Below are 18,853 nucleotides of genomic sequence, written 5' to 3' on the forward strand. Positions count from 1 at the left end.
TCCGCTACGCAATTATTCGCATTTCAGGAGATGCATAATGTATAGATTAAAGTTATTCCCATGAGGGAAAATATTTTTATGCTTACGGGGCAGGGTGGTAATATCGGGATTTTAACCGGCGAGGACGGCGTCTTCATGATAGACGATCAATTTGCCGCGCTCACCCCTAAAATTAAAGCTACCCTGGATTCACTTACCGGCCAGCCGGTAAAATTTCTGCTGAACACCCATTTTCATGGTGACCACACGGGAGGTAACGCAAATTTTAAAAAAAGTGGGGCGGTACTGGTTGCCCAGGAAAATGTTCGGCAAAGGCTAAAGGAGAACAGTGAAAATCCTGCTGAAGATAAACTGCCGGTTATTACTTTTAGTGAAGAAATAAGTCTCCACCTTAATGGAAACGATATTATGGCCCTGCATGTGCATAATGCGCATACAGATGGCGATGCCCTTATTTATTTACCACAGGGAAATGTTCTCCATACCGGGGATACCTTCTTTAACGGCGGGTTTCCCTACATAGATATTACCAGCGGGGGCAGTGTTGCCGGGGATATTGAGGCGGCAAAACAAGGCCTGGCCATTATTAATGAAAATACCAAAATTATTCCGGGACATGGCGCGCCTGCCAGTTATGAAGATTACCAGAATTACCTGGAAATGCTGGAGGGTATCAGGAAAAATATGTTGCAGGCTATGGCTGAAGGCTTTACAAAGGAGCAAATTATAGAAGATGAAAGCCTTACCAGCGACTATTATCCCGATGCCGAAGTAGAGAATGCCTTTATCAACGGACCCAAAATAAGGGCTACATTTTATGAGAGCCTCATGGCTGAAAATAATGAATAGCCATACTTCACTTTTTCTGAATTTTGTTAAAGGAGCAGCAGCAGCTTTAACAGCATGTTTAGGCTAAAGAAATAAATCTTGCGTAATTTTATCTTGAAGTTTTATAAATATGGCCAAGAAAAAATTAAATCAACTGGAGGCAACCGCGATATGTGGTAACGATATAAGCTCTTCCTGCCTCTATGTATCAGCACTTTCAATTTTTTATGCCGGACAATATGCCTGGATTTCACTCTTAATGGTTGCGGGAGTCTTGTTTCTTTTTCGCCGCATTTATGGTGAAGTGGTTGGCGCTTTGCCCCTAAACGGCGGTGCCTATAACGCGCTGCTCAATACCACTAAAAAATCCACCGCCGCCCTGGCTGCGGCACTTACGGTGCTTTCCTATATGGCCACAGCAGTTATTTCTGCTACAGAAGCCATACATTACGCTCACAGCATCTGGCATGTTATTCCAATACTTCCAGTAACCATCGCTTTGTTGCTCGTTTTCATGGGATTGGTGATTTTAGGAATAGGGGAATCTTCTAAAGTAGCCATTGCTATTTTCCTTTTTCACCTCCTTTCCCTTACATTGTTATCAGGTTTTTGTATCTATTTTTTCTTTACGCATGGATTTGACGTTTTAATGCGGAATTTTGAAATGCCCATAGAAGGAAGCGTTACCATGGCACTTATCTTTGGTTTTTCCGCAGCAATGCTTGGAATTAGCGGTTTTGAAAGTTCAGCGAATTACGTTGAAGAACAAAAAGACGGGGTGTTCCCAAAAACACTTCGAAATATGTGGATTGTGGTAAGTATTTTCAATCCGCTACTGGCTTTCCTGGCCCTGGCTATTTTACCTATTGATGTAGCCGGGGAACACCAGGAAGCCCTGCTTTCTTTTCTGGGAGGTATTTCGGGAGGAAACTGGCTTTCTTTCCTGGTAAGCCTGGATGCAGCACTGGTTTTAAGCGGTGCGGTCTTGACCAGCTATGTTGGCGTTGGTGGATTAATGGAAAGGATGGCGCTGGACAGAATTTTGCCGCGATTATTAATGAAGAAGAATTCCAAAGGAAGCTCCTATGTAATTTACCTTCTCTTCTTTGTACTGGCCGTTTCTATCCTACTGGTAACCAGCGGAAACCTGGCTAAACTTGCCGGGGTTTATACTATCGCTTTCCTTTCGGTGATGGCCCTGTTTGGAGTGGGGAACATCTTGCTTAAACTTAACAGGGGCAGGCTTCCAAGGCCGGAAAAAGCTTCCTGGATTGCGTTGTTTATTGCTATTATAGCGGTAATTACAGCCATTATTGGGAATATTATTCTAAATCCTCCATACCTGCTCATATTTATAGAATATCTTATTCCAACCCTTCTAGTGGTGTATTTTATGCTTTACAGGCATTACATCCTGCGCGGATTTCTTATCGCCATTCGCAGGTTGCTACCTAAAGGAAGCCACGCATTTAAGTCTTTAAACCGAAGCACCAAATACAAACTTGCTGAAATAAGCGGTAAGGAATTTGTCTTTTTTACCGGTGGAGACAACGTGGAAACCCTTAATAAAGTAATGCTTTATATTAAAAAGAATGAACCCACCCGCAAATTAAAAATTGTAATGGTGGTAAAGGACGGGGACAAGATTCCTGAAAACCTGGAAAAAGACCTTGAGGTACTGGATCGTGCTTATCCAGATATCCATATTGAGTTTATAGTTGAACAAGGGGAATTTGGGCCTGAAAAAATAGAAGAGCTTTCCAACCGCTGGAATATTCCCACCAATTTCATGTTTATTGGTTCTCCCGGGGATCATTTTCCTTACAGGGTGCAGGAATTAGGAGAAGTCCGGCTTATAATTTAACATTTACAAGCTTCAGTACACAAGAATATTAATTTAGAGTAAAATAAGATGAACAAGAAAATTGGATGGATTGGCCTGGGAAAAATGGGCAAACCAATGTCAGAAAAACTTCTAAAGGCAGGATACGAGCTTAGTGTTTACAACAGGACAGCAACCAAAGAAGAACCATTAAAGCAAGAGGGTGCATCTACAACATCAACACCTAAAGAGCTGGTGGAAAAATGTGATATCATTTTTCTTATGGTTTCTGATGATGAAGCCGTGAGGGAAATTTTTACTTCAGAAGAAGGAATTCTTACCGCTGATGTATCGGGAAAAACAATAATAAATATGAGTACCGTTTCTCCTGATGTGAGCAGGGAAATGGCCAAAAAACTGAAGGAAAGCAGCGGAAATTATGTTGATGCGCCCGTTTCTGGCAGTGTAAAACAGGCAGAAGAAGCAAGCCTTGTGGTAATTGCCGCAGGAGATAAAAATGTGGTTGAAGAGGTAAAACCCCTACTGGAAAAAATTGGTAAATCTGTTATATATATTGGTGAGACCGGACTTGGAAATGCGGCTAAACTGGCGGTAAATACATTCCTGGGAGTGATAACCCAGGGGCTGGCTGAGGTAGCGCAGTTCTCTGCACAAATGGGCATAGATAACAAGGACCTTATGGAGATTATAAATAACAGTGCCTTGGGAAGTCCATTTGTAAAACTAAAGGGCGATTCTATTCTAAAGGAAGATTACAATGCCGCTTTCACCCTTACCCACCTCACGAAGGACCTCAGGCTTGCCAAAGAAAGCGGACTGGATAGCCCTTTGGGAAATACAGCTTATGAAAGTTTTAAAAATGCCGAAGCAGAATTAGGAGATGAAGATGTGATCGCTATTTTTAAAAAGCTAAAAAAGTAAGGAATGCAGGTAATTGTAGATTGGACAGGAAAAAATATCCTGTAGTCAAAATGAGCGAAGTAGGAAAACTATTTAATTGGAATCGAAATATTTCTCGACTTCGCTCCAAATGACATTTGTCAGGTGCTTTTAGTCCTTTTTATCATTGTAATTTGCACTAAAACTACTTTTTCTTTTTGAGGGAATACAGGTCTTTTCTCCTATCCTTCATATTCCTGACACTTCCAAAATTATGAAGTTCCTTTAGCAAATCCAGGTCCACATCAACAAGTAAGGTACTTTCAGTATTTGGCGTGGCTTCAGCTTTTATTCCGTTTACAGGAAAGGCAAAATCTGAAGGGGTTAGCACTGCGCTTTGCGCATATTGGATATCCATATTGTTCACCTTTGGAAGATTTCCAACAGAGCCCGCAATGGCTACATAACACTCATTTTCCACCGCACGGGACTGGGCGCAAATTTTAACCCTGGAATAGCCATTTTGAGTATCAGTCATAAAAGGAACAAAAAGAATGTTCATGCCTTCTTCTGCCAAAAGGCGGGAGACTTCCGGAAATTCAACATCATAACAGATCAACACTCCAATCTTCCCGCAATCGGTATCAAAAGTTTCCAGTTTGTTGCCCCCTTTCATCCCCCATGCAGATTCTTCCGCAGGAGTAATATGCAGCTTTTCGTAACGCTCATAACTACCATCCCTTCTGCAAAGGTAACCAACGTTGTACATATGCTCCCCAATTACCTGAGGCATACTTCCGGTGATTATATTAATGTTGTAATTAATGGCGAATTCCCTAAAGGTTTCCAGCAAACGCTCGGTATATCCTGAAAGTCCCCGAATGGCTTCCGGTTCTGAAAGATCGTTGAATTGTGCCATTAGCGGCGCGTTAAACAATTCAGGAAAAAGAATAAAATCACTCTGGTAATTGCTAACCGCATCTACAAAAAATTCAATTTGAGAAACCAGGGCGTCATAATCTTTAAACAACCGCATCTGCCACTGCACCAGGCCAAGCCTCACCACGGTCTTGGTGGTATTTACGAGTTTTTGGGGTTTAGTGTAATAAATATTGTTCCACTCCATTAAAGTGGCATATTCTTTACTTTCATGATCTCCCTGCAGATAACCCTTTATTACCTTCTTTACGTGAAAATCATTAGAAAGCTGAAAAGAAAGCACAGGATCATGAATTTCCTGCAGTTTTACCTTATCTATATATTTTTTAGGCGTTAACTCACTGGCATATTTGGAATAGTTAGGAATACGCCCTCCAAACACAATCGCTTTTAAATTTAGATGTTCACATAACTCTTTTCGTGCTTCGTAGAGCCTCCTTCCCAGGCGCATTCCACGAAACTCCGGGTGTATAAAAACATCTATTCCGTAAAGCACATTTCCATTCCTGGTATGCGTGGAGAAATTTTCACCCCCAAGGATCTCTTCGTAACTGTGATTATCGTCAAACTTATCGTAATCTACAATGATGGAAAGTGCGCAGCCGGCAATTTTATTATCAATAACGATACACAGCTGGCCTTCAGGAAATTTATTGACCAGAGTTTTGATCTCTCCTTTAGACCAGTATTCATCAGGCATCGCATGATAACTTTTTATCATGGATATCTTTAATTCTTCATAATCTTTAACCCTAAGATTACGTAATTCTATTTTCGCTGAATCAATCACTTTTTCTTTTTCGTTTATTGGCTGCAAAGATACTGCCTAAAACAGTGATTGCGAAATAAAAAGCAGGAATGGAAAAACTTCTGAAGGTATTTTTAGATCTGGTAAATATTGTTCTTTATCGCAAAAAGCACAAGGCCCGTCCTGCTCTTCACATCCAGCTTCCCAAATAGGTTTTCCCTGTAGCCATCAATGGTTTTTGGGCTTAGCTGCATTTCGCTGGCTACTTCTTTATACGTCATTTCTGTACAGGCAAAATAGAGAAATTCTTTTTCGCGGCTGGTAAGTTCAAAAGCATCCTTTTTCTCTCCATTTATTACAAGTTCAGAAATTTCTTTGCTGTAGTAATAACCGGTGTTTAAAACTGAATTCATGGCATGAATAAATTCATCGGGATCAATATCCTTCAGCAAATAACCGCGGCAGCCCATTTTAAGCATGGCAATAATAGTTTTTTCATCATGCTCCATGCTTAGCGCAAGCGCCTTTTGCTCAGGAACTGTTTTCTTTAACCATTCCATGGTTTCCAGGCCATTTTTTACAGGCATGATAATATCAAGAAGAATAAGGTCTGGCTGAAGATTACCCGCATTAAAATATTCCATAAGTTCTTTTCCGTTTTTACAAACTTTCAGAACTTCAAAATTCTCGTAGGATTTAATTAATCCGTGAAGGGATTGGGCAAAAAGCGTATGATCATCAACTATTATGATCTTTTTCTTCATATTGTGGTTGGTTGGCTGGATATTGTAAAGATAAGGAAGTTCCCTTGTTTTGGAAAGATTCAAGGGTAAAGTCTGCCCCAATCAGGTCTGCCCGGCTCTGCATATTTAACAGGCCGGAACTTTTCCGCACTTCTTCAGGATTAAAACCTTCACCGTTATCCTTAACTTCAATATGTAAATTTTCTACGGAATAATTAAACCTAACAACCAGTTCTGTTGCGTTGGCATGTTTAATCACATTGGAAAAAAATTCCTGCAGGATCCTGAATAGAATAATTTCATCATTTCCCCTGATGTAAAATTCTTCTCCTGAAATTTTAAATAGCGTTTTTAAAATATTCAGGCGCTGGAAACGCTGCAATTCATTCTGAACCGATTCCTTTAAGCCGGCATAACCGACTACTTCATTATTTAATGATTTTGAAAGGGCGCGTACTTCCTGCAAAGAGGTGCTTACAATTTCTTTTATTTCCATAAGCCCTTCATTTTCAGGATTATTATTGTTCCTGGATAAGATATTCAGCTGCAAATTAGCAACCGATAGTAACTGCCCAATATTATCGTGCAGCTCTCTGCTTACATTTTTAAGGGTTTGTTCCTGAATTTCTATCCTGGATTTGGTAATTTCCTCTTCATATTGTTTTTCAGCCTGGGATTTTTCCTGTAAAAGCTTATTTTTTCGTTTCTGATAGGTAATGAAGAAGATCACGGTAAACGCTGCAAGAAACAGAACCACCAGGATAAAATAAACAATAAGCAGTATTTGTTCTTTTTCAAGCATTAAGGCAGGTTATCACCAAAAATACAAAAACATATATTTTATCAAGCCGAAAATTGACTATTTTGAAATCTGTTTTTTTACAGCTTTTCTTTTTTCTTTCGGGAACAGAAGATAAATCCGAAGCTAAAAACGGAATACATAAAAACATTAGAGTACGTGAGCACAAAGCTGTAGATTTTCATAAAGAACACATTGTTTGCATTAAAGTACGCATTGTAAATGTTAAGTGGCATGTAGGTTAAGTGCCAGATCATTGCTCCCAGGGAAATGTAAAACACAACATTTTTTGAAAAGTAAAGGATTTTGTCACTAATCAGCATCTCATAGAAATAGGCTCCTATACAAATTAGAAGCAAAAATGTTCCTACGAAGGAGTTAATCACGATATAATCTATAAAAAAATTTTCAGAAGTAAGGCACTGGTAAACAGCAAAAATAAGGTATAACCCTAGGCAGGCTTTGAGTATCTTCTTTGTTTTTTGATTTTGCAACTGAAGTATAAATAGCTGACAATAGGCTAAAAAAGATATAATCTTTAAAATATTGTACATCCAGGTATTCCGCGCAAAAACAGAATTTCGCAATGCAGGAAAGGTTTCGTAATTATCCAGGTACGCCCAGATAGCATAAGTCCCGGAGAAGTCCACTACAAAAACGAGCCAGAGATAATACACAAACCATCTAAGCTCTTTTGTGGCAAACGGATTTTTTTTAAGGTAGTAGCTACCGCAAATTGCTGCACCAAGCTCCAGAAGGTAAGTAAAATAAAACTTGTTGGAAATAATATATTCGAGTAAGTCCATTATCCACCATAAGGTTCAGGTGGCCACTTGCCGGTTATCTCATTCGATGGTTCTATCTCATCATTACTTTCATAACGGCAATCTTCGGCTGCACTTTCTTTAGTAGCAGAAAAAAAGAGAGTGGTCAAACCTGGCTTCTCCTCCGTTTTAGCATAAGCACCAAGCCAGATGCTTATCCCGGGATCTTTTATTCCCTGCCGGGCCGATTTTTCTTTTACATAATCAAGATACTCCTGTAGTTCTGCTATGCTGAATTTAAATTCGCAGGTATCCCTGTGTTCTTCGCCATCGGTAATTACTTTACTTCTTGTTTTCCACCATCGCTCTTGCAGTTCTTTTGCTGCTTTTACGCTAATCTTTTGTAATGGCTTTGCCACTTTTCTTTGGAATTTTATAGTTTGTTATCGTAAAACTAGCTTTTTCATCAAAAAGAGCAAGCATGAAAAACCAAAAAGGGGATTTTTCCCCTTGTGGTGCGCAGCCTTAGGAAGTAGTTTTACAAAGTCATTTTAGTTAGCTAAAGTGTTTTGGGGAAAGAAGTGCTGTGGATGCGGGAAATAGTTCTGAGTAGGGTCTTTATTATTTCTTATAGCTGAAGCGGCACTTTTCAATTTAATAAGGCCGTAGTTTAAATTTAATCCTGTCCCCCATCACCTTTTGTGCAAGAGCATTCATTCCCTTTTCGCTTAACTGAAGAATCCTTGGGTAGCCTCCTGTTGTTTGGGCATCCTTCATAAGAACAATCATTTTTCCCGAAGGAGTGAGCTGTACGGTTCCCGGCAAAACAGGCCCGGTAATGATAGCATCAAGTTCATTTACCAAAGGTTCTGCCAGTTGTATGGCCATACGGTTGTTATTTTTTCCTATTCCATACTCGGTTTTTTCCAGAAGCAGCTTTTGCGCATCGCATAACACGTCATATTCCGGGCCGGGATAAACTTCAATTTCGCCAGATCTTATATAATCCTGAAGTGGTTTTAGCCCGGCATTAATTTCTGCCTTTTCCTTTTCATTAGCTTCAAAAGCTAATTTTAAGCCTTTTTCCAATTTAAAGTAAGTTGTTATCCCTTCGTACCAGCTCCGGCTTTCAAAAATGCTTTCTGTTTTAAAGCCGCCCTTTACGGCTAAATAAGCACGGCATCCAATCTTTCGCCTTCCAAAGGACAACACTTCGCCGCTGTTAATTTTTACTACAGAATTTTGCGCAACAGCTCTTCCTTCTACCCGTGGTGATAAATCTGCCCCGGCAATGGCAATTTTGGCAGGTTGATGAAATTTTAATTTTGGCCCCATCTGGGTGATTTCAAGTACGGCATCTGAGACTTTATTTCTTAGAACCAAATTTGCGGTTTTAGCGGCATAGGTATCCATTGCACCACTTAATGGAACTCCATATTTCTGAAATCCCATTCTCCCATAATCCTGGATAGTTGAGAATAAACCAGGCTGTAAAACCTCAATTTCACCCATCATATTTTTCAGCTTTTAAATTAAATTTTCCAGTGTTTATCTCTTCGGAAATCTTCTCAAATTCCGCTTCGGAAACAGGATAAAATTTTATCTTATCTCCTGCTGAAATTTCAATCGGCGGAAGTTTATTTTTTACAAAAACCGGCACCGGGCAATTGCCAATAATCTGCCATCCGCCGGGGCTGGATTTAGGGTAAATTCCGGTTTGCTTTCCACCTATTCCAACCGCTCCTTTTTCTATCTTCAATCTGGGTTCATTTTTTCGTGGAAAATGAAGTTTTTCATCCAGGCCGCCCAGGTATAAAAAGCCTGGTAAAAAACCAGCAAAATAGACCGTATAAATTGCCTCCGAATGCAGCCTGATAATTTCCTCAGGTTCCATTTTCTTTTCTGAAGAAATCAATTCCATATCTGGTCCCAATTTGCTGCTGTAGCAAACCGGAAGCTTGAAAAGTCTGGCTTCAGCGGTTTCAGCTATATTAGCATTTTTAAATAACTTTTCCAGTGCAGAAACCTCTCCATAGACATCCTCTATATATGATTCATAATTTATTAATAACGAGTTATATGTATTGATTACCTCAACCTTTACTTCATCATAAAATACTTCTGTTTTATCCTTATAAAAAAGGACTTTTTGAAGCATGACTTCACTTATTTCGGGCTCAAATTGCACCAAAATTGCCCGCTCCCCCATCGGTTTTATCTTTGGAAATTCCTGGTTCATATCTTCGCTAATTTTACGTTTTTATCACGCAGCTTCTGCTGTAAAAACTGAAGAATTTCCACTGCGTTTTCCGTATCGCTATGTACACAAAAAGTATCTGCTTTAATAGGCAATTCCTCCCCTGATTCCATCTGTATTTTCCCTTCAGAATACATCCTGAAAACGTGCTCAAAAACCGCTTCTTTTTCATGAATTATCGCATGTTTTTTTGAACGGGAAACCAGGCTTAAATCGGGGTTGTAATTACGGTCTGCAAAAGCCTCAAAAACTACCTTTATCTTACCTTCAGCAAGTTTGGAAATCACAGAACCAAAAGGCGCATAAAGGGAAAAATCACCTTCAACCTCATTCAAAGATTCTAATACCAACTCGGCTATCTTTTTGTTTTTTGCAGCATCGTTATACAATGCGCCGTGAGGTTTTACATGAGTAACCTTTACTCCTTTTTGTTCAGCTATTTTTTGGACCAGTTTTACCTGCTTTTTAATTGATGCCTTAAGATCTTCCGCAGAAATATTTAATGAATTTCTTCCGAAATTTTCCTTATCGGGATAAGAAGGATGCGCCCCAATTTCAACATTATTTTCAATCGCAAGATGTATGGTTTTCCTGATGCTTTCCTCGTCCCCCGCGTGTCCGCCACAGGCAATATTGCAGGCTGAAATGTGTGGCATAAGTTCAGCATCAAAAGTCGCCCCCTCCCCAAGGTCGCAGTTAATATGTATTTTTTTCATCTTCTAAAAATTCGAAATCACTGCATAAATGGATTTAACTCCAAGAAAAAAGGCAATAGCCAATACAAGAAGCGCAATGATATTTTGCTTTTTCGTATTGCTGTAGTCGCCCAGCACAGATTTTTGGTTTACAATCCAAAATAAGAAAAATGCTATGACAGGCAGCAAAATACCATTGGCAATTTGGGCAAACTGGATAATTTGTATGGGTTTTAAGCCCAGGGAAGAAAAAAAGATGCCCATTAGAAGTACAATTGCCCATACCAACTTAAATCTAAAAGATTTCATGCCGCCTTTCCAGCCAAGGCAACCTTTTACTACGTAAGCAGCTGCAAGAGGTGCTGTAACAGACGATGTTATTCCGGCTGCCAGTAATCCCATTGCCATAAAAAAAGTGGCGGATTTGCCGAATAACGGCTCCAGGCCTGCAGCCATATCTGCCGCTGAAGAAATTTCGGTTAATCTTGAAGATGCCCCGCAAATTACTACCGCCATAGAAACCAGTCCGCCCAGGATAATCGAAACAATAAGCTCCTTTCTGGCAACAGGCAAATCGGTAGCATTTTGCCATTTTTCGCTTACGAGGGAAGCGTGTAAAAAAAGGTTATAAGGCACGACAGTGGTACCGATAAGAGCAATAACTGTAAGGATTTCAGCAGAATTGGCAGAGGGAATAAAACCTTTCAAAATTCCGATAATTTCCGGTTTTGTGATTACTGCCGTGATTAAAAAGGAAAGACTCATAAGTATTACCAGGGCAATAAAAATTCTTTCCAGTGCTTTATAGTTTCCTATAGCGAGCATAATAAAAGCAGCACCTCCAATTAAAAAACTCCAGAGGTTTATTTGTAAATTGCCCGTGATAAAATTGCCCGGCCCAAAAAAAGCTTCCACTCCAAGGACTGCACCCGTAATATTTCCAGCTTCGTAAGCTGCATTTCCCAATACAATAGCTGAAAAAATAAGCACAAGGGAAAAAATCCTGAAAATTGGATTTTTAATCTCTTCCCTTATACATTCACTTAATCCTTTTTGGGAGATAAGCCCAAGCCTGGCAGACATTTCCTGAAGTACAATGCAGGAAACTATAGATAAAACCAGCGCCCAAAGCAGCCCGTACTGAAAATGTACCCCGGCCAGGGTGCATACGGTGACCGTACCCGGCCCAATAAAAGCCGCCGACACCAATACACCCGGGCCTAACTGGTTTAAAAATTTCTTCACTCTCCCGCCCTGGATTGCTTCAAAGCATAAATGGCAAAAATGCCCAGCCAGTGCCCACCTTCATAACTATCTTCCATAAGATTGGGAAAAGAATAAGCAATATGCTCATTTGCAAGAGTTTCAAGATGTTTAAAATCTTCAGGATATTTGTTGGCAAGATGATAAAAAACCCATGCCCTGCTAAAATTAAGGCCGTCCAGATGCACCAACTTGCCGTCTGTACGGTCGGAAACTTCTCCTACTTCCATACTAAAATCCTCCTGTGTTAGCTCTGGCATAAAATCCTGGATCCAGAGATTGAAAGCATTTTTAGGCAAAATTTTCTGCATGATGTCTACTTCTTCCAAACATGGGGAAAGAAAATCGAATCCTCCCGGTTCCCAGCTTACAGGACAATTATCATCTTTTAAATAAAAGTCCTTAGCACGTTTGGAAATGAGTTCCATCAATTCCTGGTTTTTTACAGCCTCAGCATAATCATAGGCAAAGCTTAGAGCAAAGGCTGTATTTTCATGCTCACCAACACGTATCGGGTAATTGAGTTTTGGCAGGAATTCCATAAAACGCTCCACAACTAAATCTGTAAGTGGCTGAAGGTTTTGTGCTAGTTCTTCAGCAAGAGGATCATTCCATGTCTGCAATTCTTCGGAAAGTTTTAAAAGCCACGCCCATCCATATGTTCTTTCATAGGAGTCACTTTGAGGCCTTTTAAAGTAATCTACCTCAGCCTTTATATTTTCCGCAGAAAGGGACTTTTTAAGCGTTTCCTTTATTTGCTCTTTCTTTTCCAGGTCAGGAAATTGTTTTAAAAGGCTAACCAGAGACCAGTGCGCATGCACGGAAGAATGCCAGTCAAAACAGCCATAAAAGGCGGGGTGCAGTTCCTTTGGTTCGCCCATAGCCTCTGCATTTTCAAGGGTTTGACCAAGTTTATTCGGATACTCGGTATTTATACAACCTAACGGCAATTCTGCCAGCTTATTAGCCTCTTCAACTGTGAAATCTACTTTTTCCTCACCCATTATGGAATCTGGAATAATATCTTCATCCATTATACTGTCTGTCTTAGGTTCTGAAGATTTTTCCATATCGTTAGATTTATCTCCTTTACATCCAAATATTGCAAGGGAAATAAGCAGTAGTAGAATTCTTTTCATTGTTTAAGATGTTGTTGCACGTAAATATAACAGTTCTCGTACTAACTCGTATAAAATTGATAAAATCTTACAATTTATCCCAACCAGCCCTCACGATCCAGGCTGCGATACTGAATAGCCTCACTAATGTGAGCGTCTTTAATGGCATCTGAAGCCTCTAAATCGGCTATGGTCCTGGAGACTTTTAAAATCCGGTCATAAGCCCTTGCGGAAAGGTTAAGCCGTTCCATTGCTGTTTTAAGAAGCTGCTTGGAAGAATCACTTAGCACGCAGAATTGCCGGATATGCTTTACATTCATCTGGGCATTGTAATGTACATTTTCAAAATCTTTAAACCGGTCGGTTTGTTTTTTTCTGGCATTGGTAACACGTTCGCGAATAGCCATGCTACTTTCTCCCTTTCTTTCTTCGGTGAGCTTTTCAAAAGGCACCGGGGTAACCTCTATGTGAATATCTATCCTGTCCAGAAGCGGCCCACTTATTCTGCTCATATAGCGCTGCATCTCTGCCGGAGAGGAAGTGGCAGGCCCGCCGGGATCATTAAAAAAACCGCTGGGGCTTGGATTCATACTGGCCACCAACATAAAACTGGAAGGATAAGTAACTGTAAATTTAGCCCTTGATATGGTAACTTCACGATCTTCCAGCGGCTGCCGCATTACCTCCAGCACACTTCTTTTAAATTCCGGCAGTTCGTCCAGGAAAAGTACCCCATTATGGGAAAGGGAAATTTCACCCGGCTGCGGATAAGCCCCTCCGCCAACAAGCGCGACATCGGAAATGGTGTGGTGCGGACTACGGAAAGGCCTTTGGGACATTAATCCAACATTTTCTTTTATCCGCCCAACCACGCTATGGATCTTCGTGGTTTCCAGCGCTTCATGTAAAGTCATTGGTGGTAAGATGCTGGGCAGGCGCTTTGCCAGCATAGTTTTTCCCGCACCCGGCGGCCCTATAAGAATTATATTATGCCCGCCGGCCGCAGCGATTTCCATACAACGCTTAATGGACTCCTGACCTTTTACATCGGCAAAATCATGATCGGGATTTTCCAGGTTTTTATAAAACTCTTCCCTGGTATTAATTACTGTGGGTTCTAAAGGCGCTCCTTCATTAAAAAAATTGATTAATTCAAGTATATTTTCAACCCCGTAAACATCCAGTCCTTTCACAATAGCTGCTTCTTTGGCATTTTGTACCGGCAGGATAAAACCTTTGAAACCTTCCTCTTTTGCTTTAATGGCTATGGGAAGCGCTCCTTTTATGGGCTGAAGACTTCCATCCAGAGAAAGTTCCCCCATAATGATGAAATCTGCTATTTGTTCAGCTTTAATTTGATCTGAAGCGGCAAGAATCCCAAGAGCGAAAGTAAGATCGTAGGCTGAGCCTTCTTTGCGAAGATCGGCCGGGGCCATATTTACAATTATCTTTTTGCCCGGAAATTTGTAGCCGTTATTTTGCAGCGCGGCCGCAATCCTAAAACTGCTTTCTTTTACCGCATTGTCTGGTAAACCTACCAGGTGATATCCTATGCCTGTGGCCACATTAACCTCTACGGTTATAGTGGTGGCCTCTACTCCAAAAACGGCACTACCGTAGACTTTTACCAGCATTTAATAAAATTGAATCTTTTAAAAGTAATCAAAATTTATGTTGAAGGGAGATATTTTTTCTTCTCCTGAAAAATAATTCAACAAAAAAGCCGGCTTCAACATGAAACCGGCTTCTATAATTCCTCAGATAATTTTTTAATCCTGAGTAGTTTTATTGAAAAAATTGGTCCTGTAATGTTCTATTAATCCATCGATGGGACGACGCACTATATTTCCTATTTCCAGTCCGTATGGTTGGAGTACTGCCCTGATGATGTCTTCGCTAAAATAAGCTATACTTCCTATAAAATGGATTGGCACGCTTTGCGCCTGCTTATAACAAAGAACACGGGTTTGCACAAAATCATGAATTCCCTCATATACCAGCTTGTAGAAATAACCATTCCTTTCATTGGTAAAAATAAATTCCGCGAAAGAAGCCAGGTAAGTATTGGGATTTTCCCTTCTGTAAAGGTTCTTTTTTATTTCATCGGAATCCAGGTTGAACTTTTCTTCAAATTTCAAGACCAGTTCCGGGGGCATTCTTTTGTAATAATAATCCCTGATGAGTCTTTTTCCGAAGTAATTCCCACTGGCTTCATCCATAAGGATATAACCCAGTGAAGGTATTGTTTGGTGAATCTCTTTACCATCAAAATAACTACTGTTGGAACCAGTCCCCAGAATACAAACAATCCCGGGATTTGTTCCGGTAGCATATACTGCGGCCACTGTATCTTCCCTTACCAGAACTTCATCTGCATTAGTGAAAAAATTGGCAATAATATCCTGAAGTAGTTTACGTGGTGTTTCAGTCCCGCAACCAGCTCCAAAAAAATGAACTTTTTCAATCTTGTCTTTAACAGATCTTAGTTCCGGATTTTCCTCAATACGTTGTTCCAGCACCAGCTCTGGGAATACCGCGGGGTTTAATCCCTTGGTACGGGTTTTAAATACCTGTTCCCCCTGATGATCCAAAAGAATCCAGTCACATTTGGTAGATCCCCCGTCGGTAATTAAAATCATAATTTTTTATTTGATAATGAGAGACAAAAAAGCCTGAAAACCACGTTTCCTGTAACAATATTTACAGCTCAACGAATTTTCAGGCTTATGGAGTAATTATAGTGAAGCAACGTGAGCAGCCAAATCAATTAATTTTGCTGAATAACCGTACTCGTTGTCATACCATGCAATTAGTTTAAAGAAATTATCATTAAGAGCGATTCCGGCTCCTGCATCAAAATTACAGGTATGTGGATCTGAAACAAAATCCTGGGAAACCACTTCTTCTTCAGTATAGGAAATAACTCCTTTAAGGTCACCTTCCGCAGCCTTTTTAAAGGCAGCTTTAATGTCATCATAAGATACAGACTTCTCTGTTCTTACTGTAAGGTCCACCACAGAAACATCTGTAGTTGGAACTCGAAAAGCCATGCCGGTCAATTTTCCTTTTAGCTCAGGAATTACTTTGGTTACAGCCACAGCAGCCCCGGTAGAACTAGGGATAATATTAGCCATAGCACTTCTTCCCAGCCTATAGTTCTTTTTAGAAGGAGAATCTACAGTGAATTGTGTAGAAGTACTTGCGTGAACAGTAGTCATAAGTCCTTCAACAATACCAAATTCATCTTCCATCACTTTAGCAAGGGGAGCAAGGCAGTTAGTAGTACATGAAGCACCAGAGATTACTTTGTCTTCCGCTTTAACTTCAGTATGATTTACTCCCATAACAAACATTGGGGCATCTTTTGAAGGTGCTGAAATCACTACTTTTTTCGCTCCGGCTTTAAGGTGGGCTTCAGCTTTGTCTTTTAAGGTGAAAATACCGGTACATTCCAAAACCACTTCAGCTCCGGCTTCATCCCATTTTAAATCTTCAGGATTGCGTTCTGCAGTTACACGAATGGTTTTTCCGTTAACCACAAGATTTCCGTCTTTTACAGAAACATCTCCTTTAAATTTTCCATGCACCGAATCATGGGCTAACAAATAAGCTAAGTGATCTACTTCCAGCAAATCATTAATTGCCACAACTTCAACATCATTATTTTCAGCAGCTATTCTAAATGCTATACGCCCGATCCGGCCAAAACCGTTAATTCCAATTTTTGTACTCATTTTTCTATTTTTAAAATTTAAACTGAAGTGATGTCTGCCACCCTTCTTAATTCTTTATCTATTTTTGAATGTCCTTTAATCGCATCTTCCAAAGGAATCCTTACTACTTTTTGATGATGCAGGCCTATCATTACTTTTGTACGTCCATCAAGCAGGGCTTCCACTGCCCCTACTCCCAGCTTACTGGCAAGGACACGATCGAAACAGCTTGGGGAACCTCCCCGCTGGATATGGCCTAATACTGAAACCCTTATATCATAATCTTCATCCTGTTCATGTATAAAATCGGCGAGCTCAAAAATGTTCTTACCGCTTTTTTCTCCTTCAGCCACCACTATGATGCTTGAGGTTTTACCAGATTTCTTGCTTTTATGGAGAGATTCTAGCATTCTTTCTACCCCTGCGCTTTCTTCGGGAATAAGAATTTCTTCAGCCCCGGCGCCAATACCACTATTTAACGCTATATCTCCTGCGTCCCGGCCCATAACCTCCACAAGGAAAAGCCTGTTATGGGAACTGGCCGTATCGCGAATTTTGTCTATAGCTTCCACAACGGTATTTAAAGCGGTGTCATACCCAAGGGTATAATCTGTGCCATTAATATCATTATCTATAGTTGCCGGGATTCCTACAATAGGAAACCTGAACTCATCAAAAAAATGAACCCCTCCGGTAAAAGTTCCGTCCCCACCAATAACTACCAGCGCATCCACACCGGCTTTCTTCAATTGTTCATGCGCTTTGGCACGACCTTCCTTTGTTTTGAATTCTTCTGAACGGGTTGATTTAAGGAAAGTTCCTCCTTTATTAATAATATTTCTTACAGATCTAGCGTTTAACTCCTCCAGGTCCCCTTCTATTAGGCCCTGATAACCGCGATAAACACCTTTACAATCTAAATGATAATATGAGCAAGCCCTAACAACTGCCCTTATTGCAGCATTCATTCCCGGAGCATCTCCTCCCGAGGTTAGTACTCCTATTGTGTTGATTTTCTTTGACATTAAGCCAAAGCTATTTTAATTATTCTACATAACCTAATTTAGTAAAAAACTAAATCGTTTTCGGTTAATAACTAGCAAATTTGAACAATTTTAACCTTGGCTTTTTAAAGTTTTATGATTTTTGGTTCCATATTATCAGGATTCCGCAGGAAAAGGGAATAATCGAAGTTTCTATTCCTCTGTTGTTTATATCATCTGGTTTACTTACTATGATTGAAATAAAAGGAAATTTTGTAAGAATTCCCGGGTTACTTCAGTAAGATTATTAAAAGTGAAATCAGCTTCTTTCTGCAGTCCCTTATTTCCAACTCCTATACTTATCATCCCGGCACGATTAGCCGCCTGCACTCCTGCCACGGCATCTTCAAACACCACACAGGCAGAAGGTGCAAAACCTAATCTATTTGCAGCCAGAAGGAAAATTTCTGGGTCAGGCTTTCCATTCTTCACATCATTCCCGTCAACAACAGCATCAAACCGGGAATATATGCCCAGTTGCTTCAAAACAATTTTCCCGCTTTTACTAGCAGATCCCAGGGCAAAGGGAATATTTTCTTCCTGAAGAACATCCATTAGCTCAAGAGTGCCCGGCAAAATTGCCGAAGCATCCATTTCGTATATATAATTAAGGTAATAACTGTTCTTAATATCCATCCATTTATGGAAATCTTTCACAGAAAGCTTAATATTGCCCCAGGCGAGGATTTGCTTCAGGCAATCTTCCCTGCTAAGGCCTTTTAACCCTTCATTTTGATCTTTGGAAAAATCAAAACCAAAATCATTGGCTATTTTTCTCCAGGCCAGGAACTGTAAACCTGTAGTATCCACCACTATCCCGTCAAGATCAAATATTACCGCTCCACTATTCTTCATAGTATACCTTTTGCTTACCAAACGCATTTTAAAACCAGCCAAGATATCAATAATAGTTATACCAGTGATTTTTCATGGTAACCAGAAAAAAAGTTCCTATATTGCCTGCTTTAACAGAAAGATTAACATTATCCGGATGAAATTTAAGCTTTTCCGGTAAAAATATTACCCTACCTCCGATGAAAATGGGGCATGAATTAAGAAGTTATTTGTTAGCGTATATTATAGAATAAGTTTTTATTTTGAATTTTCATAGGTGTTAATTCAAAGCAGGCTGATTGAATTTTCAATCAGCCTCTTTTTTTTATTTTCATCCCAAACCTGCTTTAAAGCCGCTCATAGCTTATTCCACTCTTCTTAGTTAAA

The 18,853-nt window shown here is 40.0% G+C and carries 18 protein-coding genes; 3 read left to right on the forward strand and 15 right to left on the reverse strand.

From position 1 onward, the window contains the following. Window positions 1–60: 60 nt before the first annotated feature. The 3 genes from RM553_RS15905 to RM553_RS15915 all read left to right on the forward strand — a co-directional run bounded on the left by RM553_RS15905 (window position 61) and on the right by RM553_RS15915 (window position 3,592). The gene (locus tag RM553_RS15905) at window positions 61–849 is read left to right on the forward strand and encodes an MBL fold metallo-hydrolase (protein ID WP_311535941.1); all 789 of its coding nucleotides are present in this window, start codon (window positions 61–63) and stop codon (window positions 847–849) included. Window positions 850–958: 109 nt separating this feature from the next. Continuing rightward, window positions 959–2,692, forward strand: coding sequence for an APC family permease (locus tag RM553_RS15910; protein WP_311535942.1), 1,734 nt, complete (start codon window positions 959–961; stop codon window positions 2,690–2,692). Between the two features lie 48 nt (window positions 2,693–2,740). After that, window positions 2,741–3,592 (forward strand): NAD(P)-dependent oxidoreductase, encoded by an 852-nt coding sequence (locus RM553_RS15915; protein WP_311535943.1) that lies wholly within the window; start codon window positions 2,741–2,743, stop codon window positions 3,590–3,592. Window positions 3,593–3,755: 163 nt separating this feature from the next. Here the strand turns inward: RM553_RS15915 and RM553_RS15920 are convergent, their stop codons facing one another. From RM553_RS15920 to pgmB, 15 genes are all read right to left on the reverse strand, one after another. Next, window positions 3,756–5,279, reverse strand: coding sequence for a carbon-nitrogen hydrolase family protein (locus RM553_RS15920; RefSeq protein WP_311535944.1), 1,524 nt, complete (start codon window positions 5,277–5,279; stop codon window positions 3,756–3,758). A 92-nt stretch (window positions 5,280–5,371) separates the two neighbouring features. Then, entirely contained in the window at window positions 5,372–6,001 is a 630-nt protein-coding gene (locus tag RM553_RS15925) for a response regulator transcription factor (RefSeq protein WP_311535945.1), read from the reverse strand. Continuing rightward, window positions 5,976–6,782: a sensor histidine kinase gene (locus tag RM553_RS15930; RefSeq protein WP_311535946.1), complete on the reverse strand. Its 807-nt coding sequence runs from the start codon at window positions 6,780–6,782 to the stop codon at window positions 5,976–5,978. Before RM553_RS15930 ends, RM553_RS15925 begins: the two co-directional genes overlap by 26 nt. 77 nt (window positions 6,783–6,859) lie before the next feature. Further along, complete coding sequence (locus RM553_RS15935; protein ID WP_311535947.1) at window positions 6,860–7,585, reverse strand: hypothetical protein; 726 nt, start codon at window positions 7,583–7,585, stop codon at window positions 6,860–6,862. Beyond that, window positions 7,585–7,962: a hypothetical protein gene (locus RM553_RS15940; protein ID WP_311535948.1), complete on the reverse strand. Its 378-nt coding sequence runs from the start codon at window positions 7,960–7,962 to the stop codon at window positions 7,585–7,587. The genes RM553_RS15935 and RM553_RS15940 overlap by 1 nt, the downstream gene beginning before the upstream one ends. 235 nt (window positions 7,963–8,197) lie before the next feature. Further along, window positions 8,198–9,058 (reverse strand): 5-oxoprolinase subunit C family protein, encoded by an 861-nt coding sequence (locus RM553_RS15945; protein ID WP_311535949.1) that lies wholly within the window; start codon window positions 9,056–9,058, stop codon window positions 8,198–8,200. Next, the gene (gene pxpB, locus RM553_RS15950) at window positions 9,048–9,782 is read right to left on the reverse strand and encodes a 5-oxoprolinase subunit PxpB (protein ID WP_311535950.1); all 735 of its coding nucleotides are present in this window, start codon (window positions 9,780–9,782) and stop codon (window positions 9,048–9,050) included. Before pxpB ends, RM553_RS15945 begins: the two co-directional genes overlap by 11 nt. Next, entirely contained in the window at window positions 9,779–10,516 is a 738-nt protein-coding gene (pxpA, locus tag RM553_RS15955) for a 5-oxoprolinase subunit PxpA (protein ID WP_311535951.1), read from the reverse strand. The genes pxpB and pxpA overlap by 4 nt, the downstream gene beginning before the upstream one ends. Before the next feature lie 3 nt (window positions 10,517–10,519). Continuing rightward, on the reverse strand, window positions 10,520–11,740 hold the full coding sequence (locus RM553_RS15960) for an Nramp family divalent metal transporter (RefSeq protein ID WP_311535952.1): 1,221 nt from the start codon (window positions 11,738–11,740) through the stop codon (window positions 10,520–10,522). Beyond that, the gene (locus tag RM553_RS15965; protein ID WP_311535953.1) at window positions 11,737–12,897 is read right to left on the reverse strand and encodes a DUF2891 domain-containing protein; all 1,161 of its coding nucleotides are present in this window, start codon (window positions 12,895–12,897) and stop codon (window positions 11,737–11,739) included. The genes RM553_RS15960 and RM553_RS15965 overlap by 4 nt, the downstream gene beginning before the upstream one ends. A 74-nt stretch (window positions 12,898–12,971) precedes the next feature. After that, the gene (locus RM553_RS15970) at window positions 12,972–14,510 is read right to left on the reverse strand and encodes a YifB family Mg chelatase-like AAA ATPase (RefSeq protein ID WP_311535954.1); all 1,539 of its coding nucleotides are present in this window, start codon (window positions 14,508–14,510) and stop codon (window positions 12,972–12,974) included. A 135-nt stretch (window positions 14,511–14,645) separates the two neighbouring features. After that, window positions 14,646–15,515 (reverse strand): N-acetylglucosamine kinase, encoded by an 870-nt coding sequence (locus RM553_RS15975; RefSeq protein ID WP_311535955.1) that lies wholly within the window; start codon window positions 15,513–15,515, stop codon window positions 14,646–14,648. Window positions 15,516–15,611: 96 nt separating this feature from the next. Then, window positions 15,612–16,610 carry a type I glyceraldehyde-3-phosphate dehydrogenase gene (gene gap, locus RM553_RS15980; RefSeq protein ID WP_311535956.1) on the reverse strand — a complete coding sequence of 333 codons (999 nt, stop codon included), beginning with the start codon at window positions 16,608–16,610 and terminating at the stop codon, window positions 15,612–15,614. Window positions 16,611–16,627: 17 nt separating this feature from the next. Then, entirely contained in the window at window positions 16,628–17,614 is a 987-nt protein-coding gene (gene pfkA / locus RM553_RS15985; RefSeq protein ID WP_311535957.1) for a 6-phosphofructokinase, read from the reverse strand. A gap of 207 nt (window positions 17,615–17,821) precedes the next feature. Beyond that, a complete protein-coding gene (gene pgmB / locus RM553_RS15990; RefSeq protein WP_311535958.1) occupies window positions 17,822–18,487 on the reverse strand; it encodes a beta-phosphoglucomutase in 666 nt (221 codons plus the stop codon). Window positions 18,488–18,853 lie beyond the last annotated feature (366 nt).

The organism is Autumnicola tepida (assembly GCF_031846485.1).
In the GTDB taxonomy this organism is placed as follows: Bacteria; Bacteroidota; Bacteroidia; order Flavobacteriales; family Flavobacteriaceae; genus Autumnicola; species Autumnicola tepida.

Excerpts from the sequence above, each read along its gene's own strand:
- RM553_RS15930 (WP_311535946.1), bottom strand. The coding sequence starts at position 6,782 with ATGCTTGAAAAAGAACAAATACTGCTTATTGTTTATTTTATCCTGGTG.
- RM553_RS15935 (WP_311535947.1), bottom strand. The coding sequence starts at position 7,585 with ATGGACTTACTCGAATATATTATTTCCAACAAGTTTTATTTTACTTAC.
- RM553_RS15915 (WP_311535943.1), top strand. The coding sequence starts at position 2,741 with ATGAACAAGAAAATTGGATGGATTGGCCTGGGAAAAATGGGCAAACCA.
- RM553_RS15975 (WP_311535955.1), bottom strand. The coding sequence starts at position 15,515 with ATGATTTTAATTACCGACGGGGGATCTACCAAATGTGACTGGATTCTT.
- RM553_RS15905 (WP_311535941.1), top strand. The coding sequence starts at position 61 with ATGAGGGAAAATATTTTTATGCTTACGGGGCAGGGTGGTAATATCGGG.
- gap (WP_311535956.1), bottom strand. The coding sequence starts at position 16,610 with ATGAGTACAAAAATTGGAATTAACGGTTTTGGCCGGATCGGGCGTATA.
- pxpA (WP_311535951.1), bottom strand. The coding sequence starts at position 10,516 with ATGAAAAAAATACATATTAACTGCGACCTTGGGGAGGGGGCGACTTTT.
- pxpB (WP_311535950.1), bottom strand. The coding sequence starts at position 9,782 with ATGAACCAGGAATTTCCAAAGATAAAACCGATGGGGGAGCGGGCAATT.
- pfkA (WP_311535957.1), bottom strand. The coding sequence starts at position 17,614 with ATGTCAAAGAAAATCAACACAATAGGAGTACTAACCTCGGGAGGAGAT.
- RM553_RS15965 (WP_311535953.1), bottom strand. The coding sequence starts at position 12,897 with ATGAAAAGAATTCTACTACTGCTTATTTCCCTTGCAATATTTGGATGT.
- RM553_RS15970 (WP_311535954.1), bottom strand. The coding sequence starts at position 14,510 with ATGCTGGTAAAAGTCTACGGTAGTGCCGTTTTTGGAGTAGAGGCCACC.
- pgmB (WP_311535958.1), bottom strand. The coding sequence starts at position 18,487 with ATGAAGAATAGTGGAGCGGTAATATTTGATCTTGACGGGATAGTGGTG.
- RM553_RS15910 (WP_311535942.1), top strand. The coding sequence starts at position 959 with ATGGCCAAGAAAAAATTAAATCAACTGGAGGCAACCGCGATATGTGGT.
- RM553_RS15925 (WP_311535945.1), bottom strand. The coding sequence starts at position 6,001 with ATGAAGAAAAAGATCATAATAGTTGATGATCATACGCTTTTTGCCCAA.
- RM553_RS15945 (WP_311535949.1), bottom strand. The coding sequence starts at position 9,058 with ATGATGGGTGAAATTGAGGTTTTACAGCCTGGTTTATTCTCAACTATC.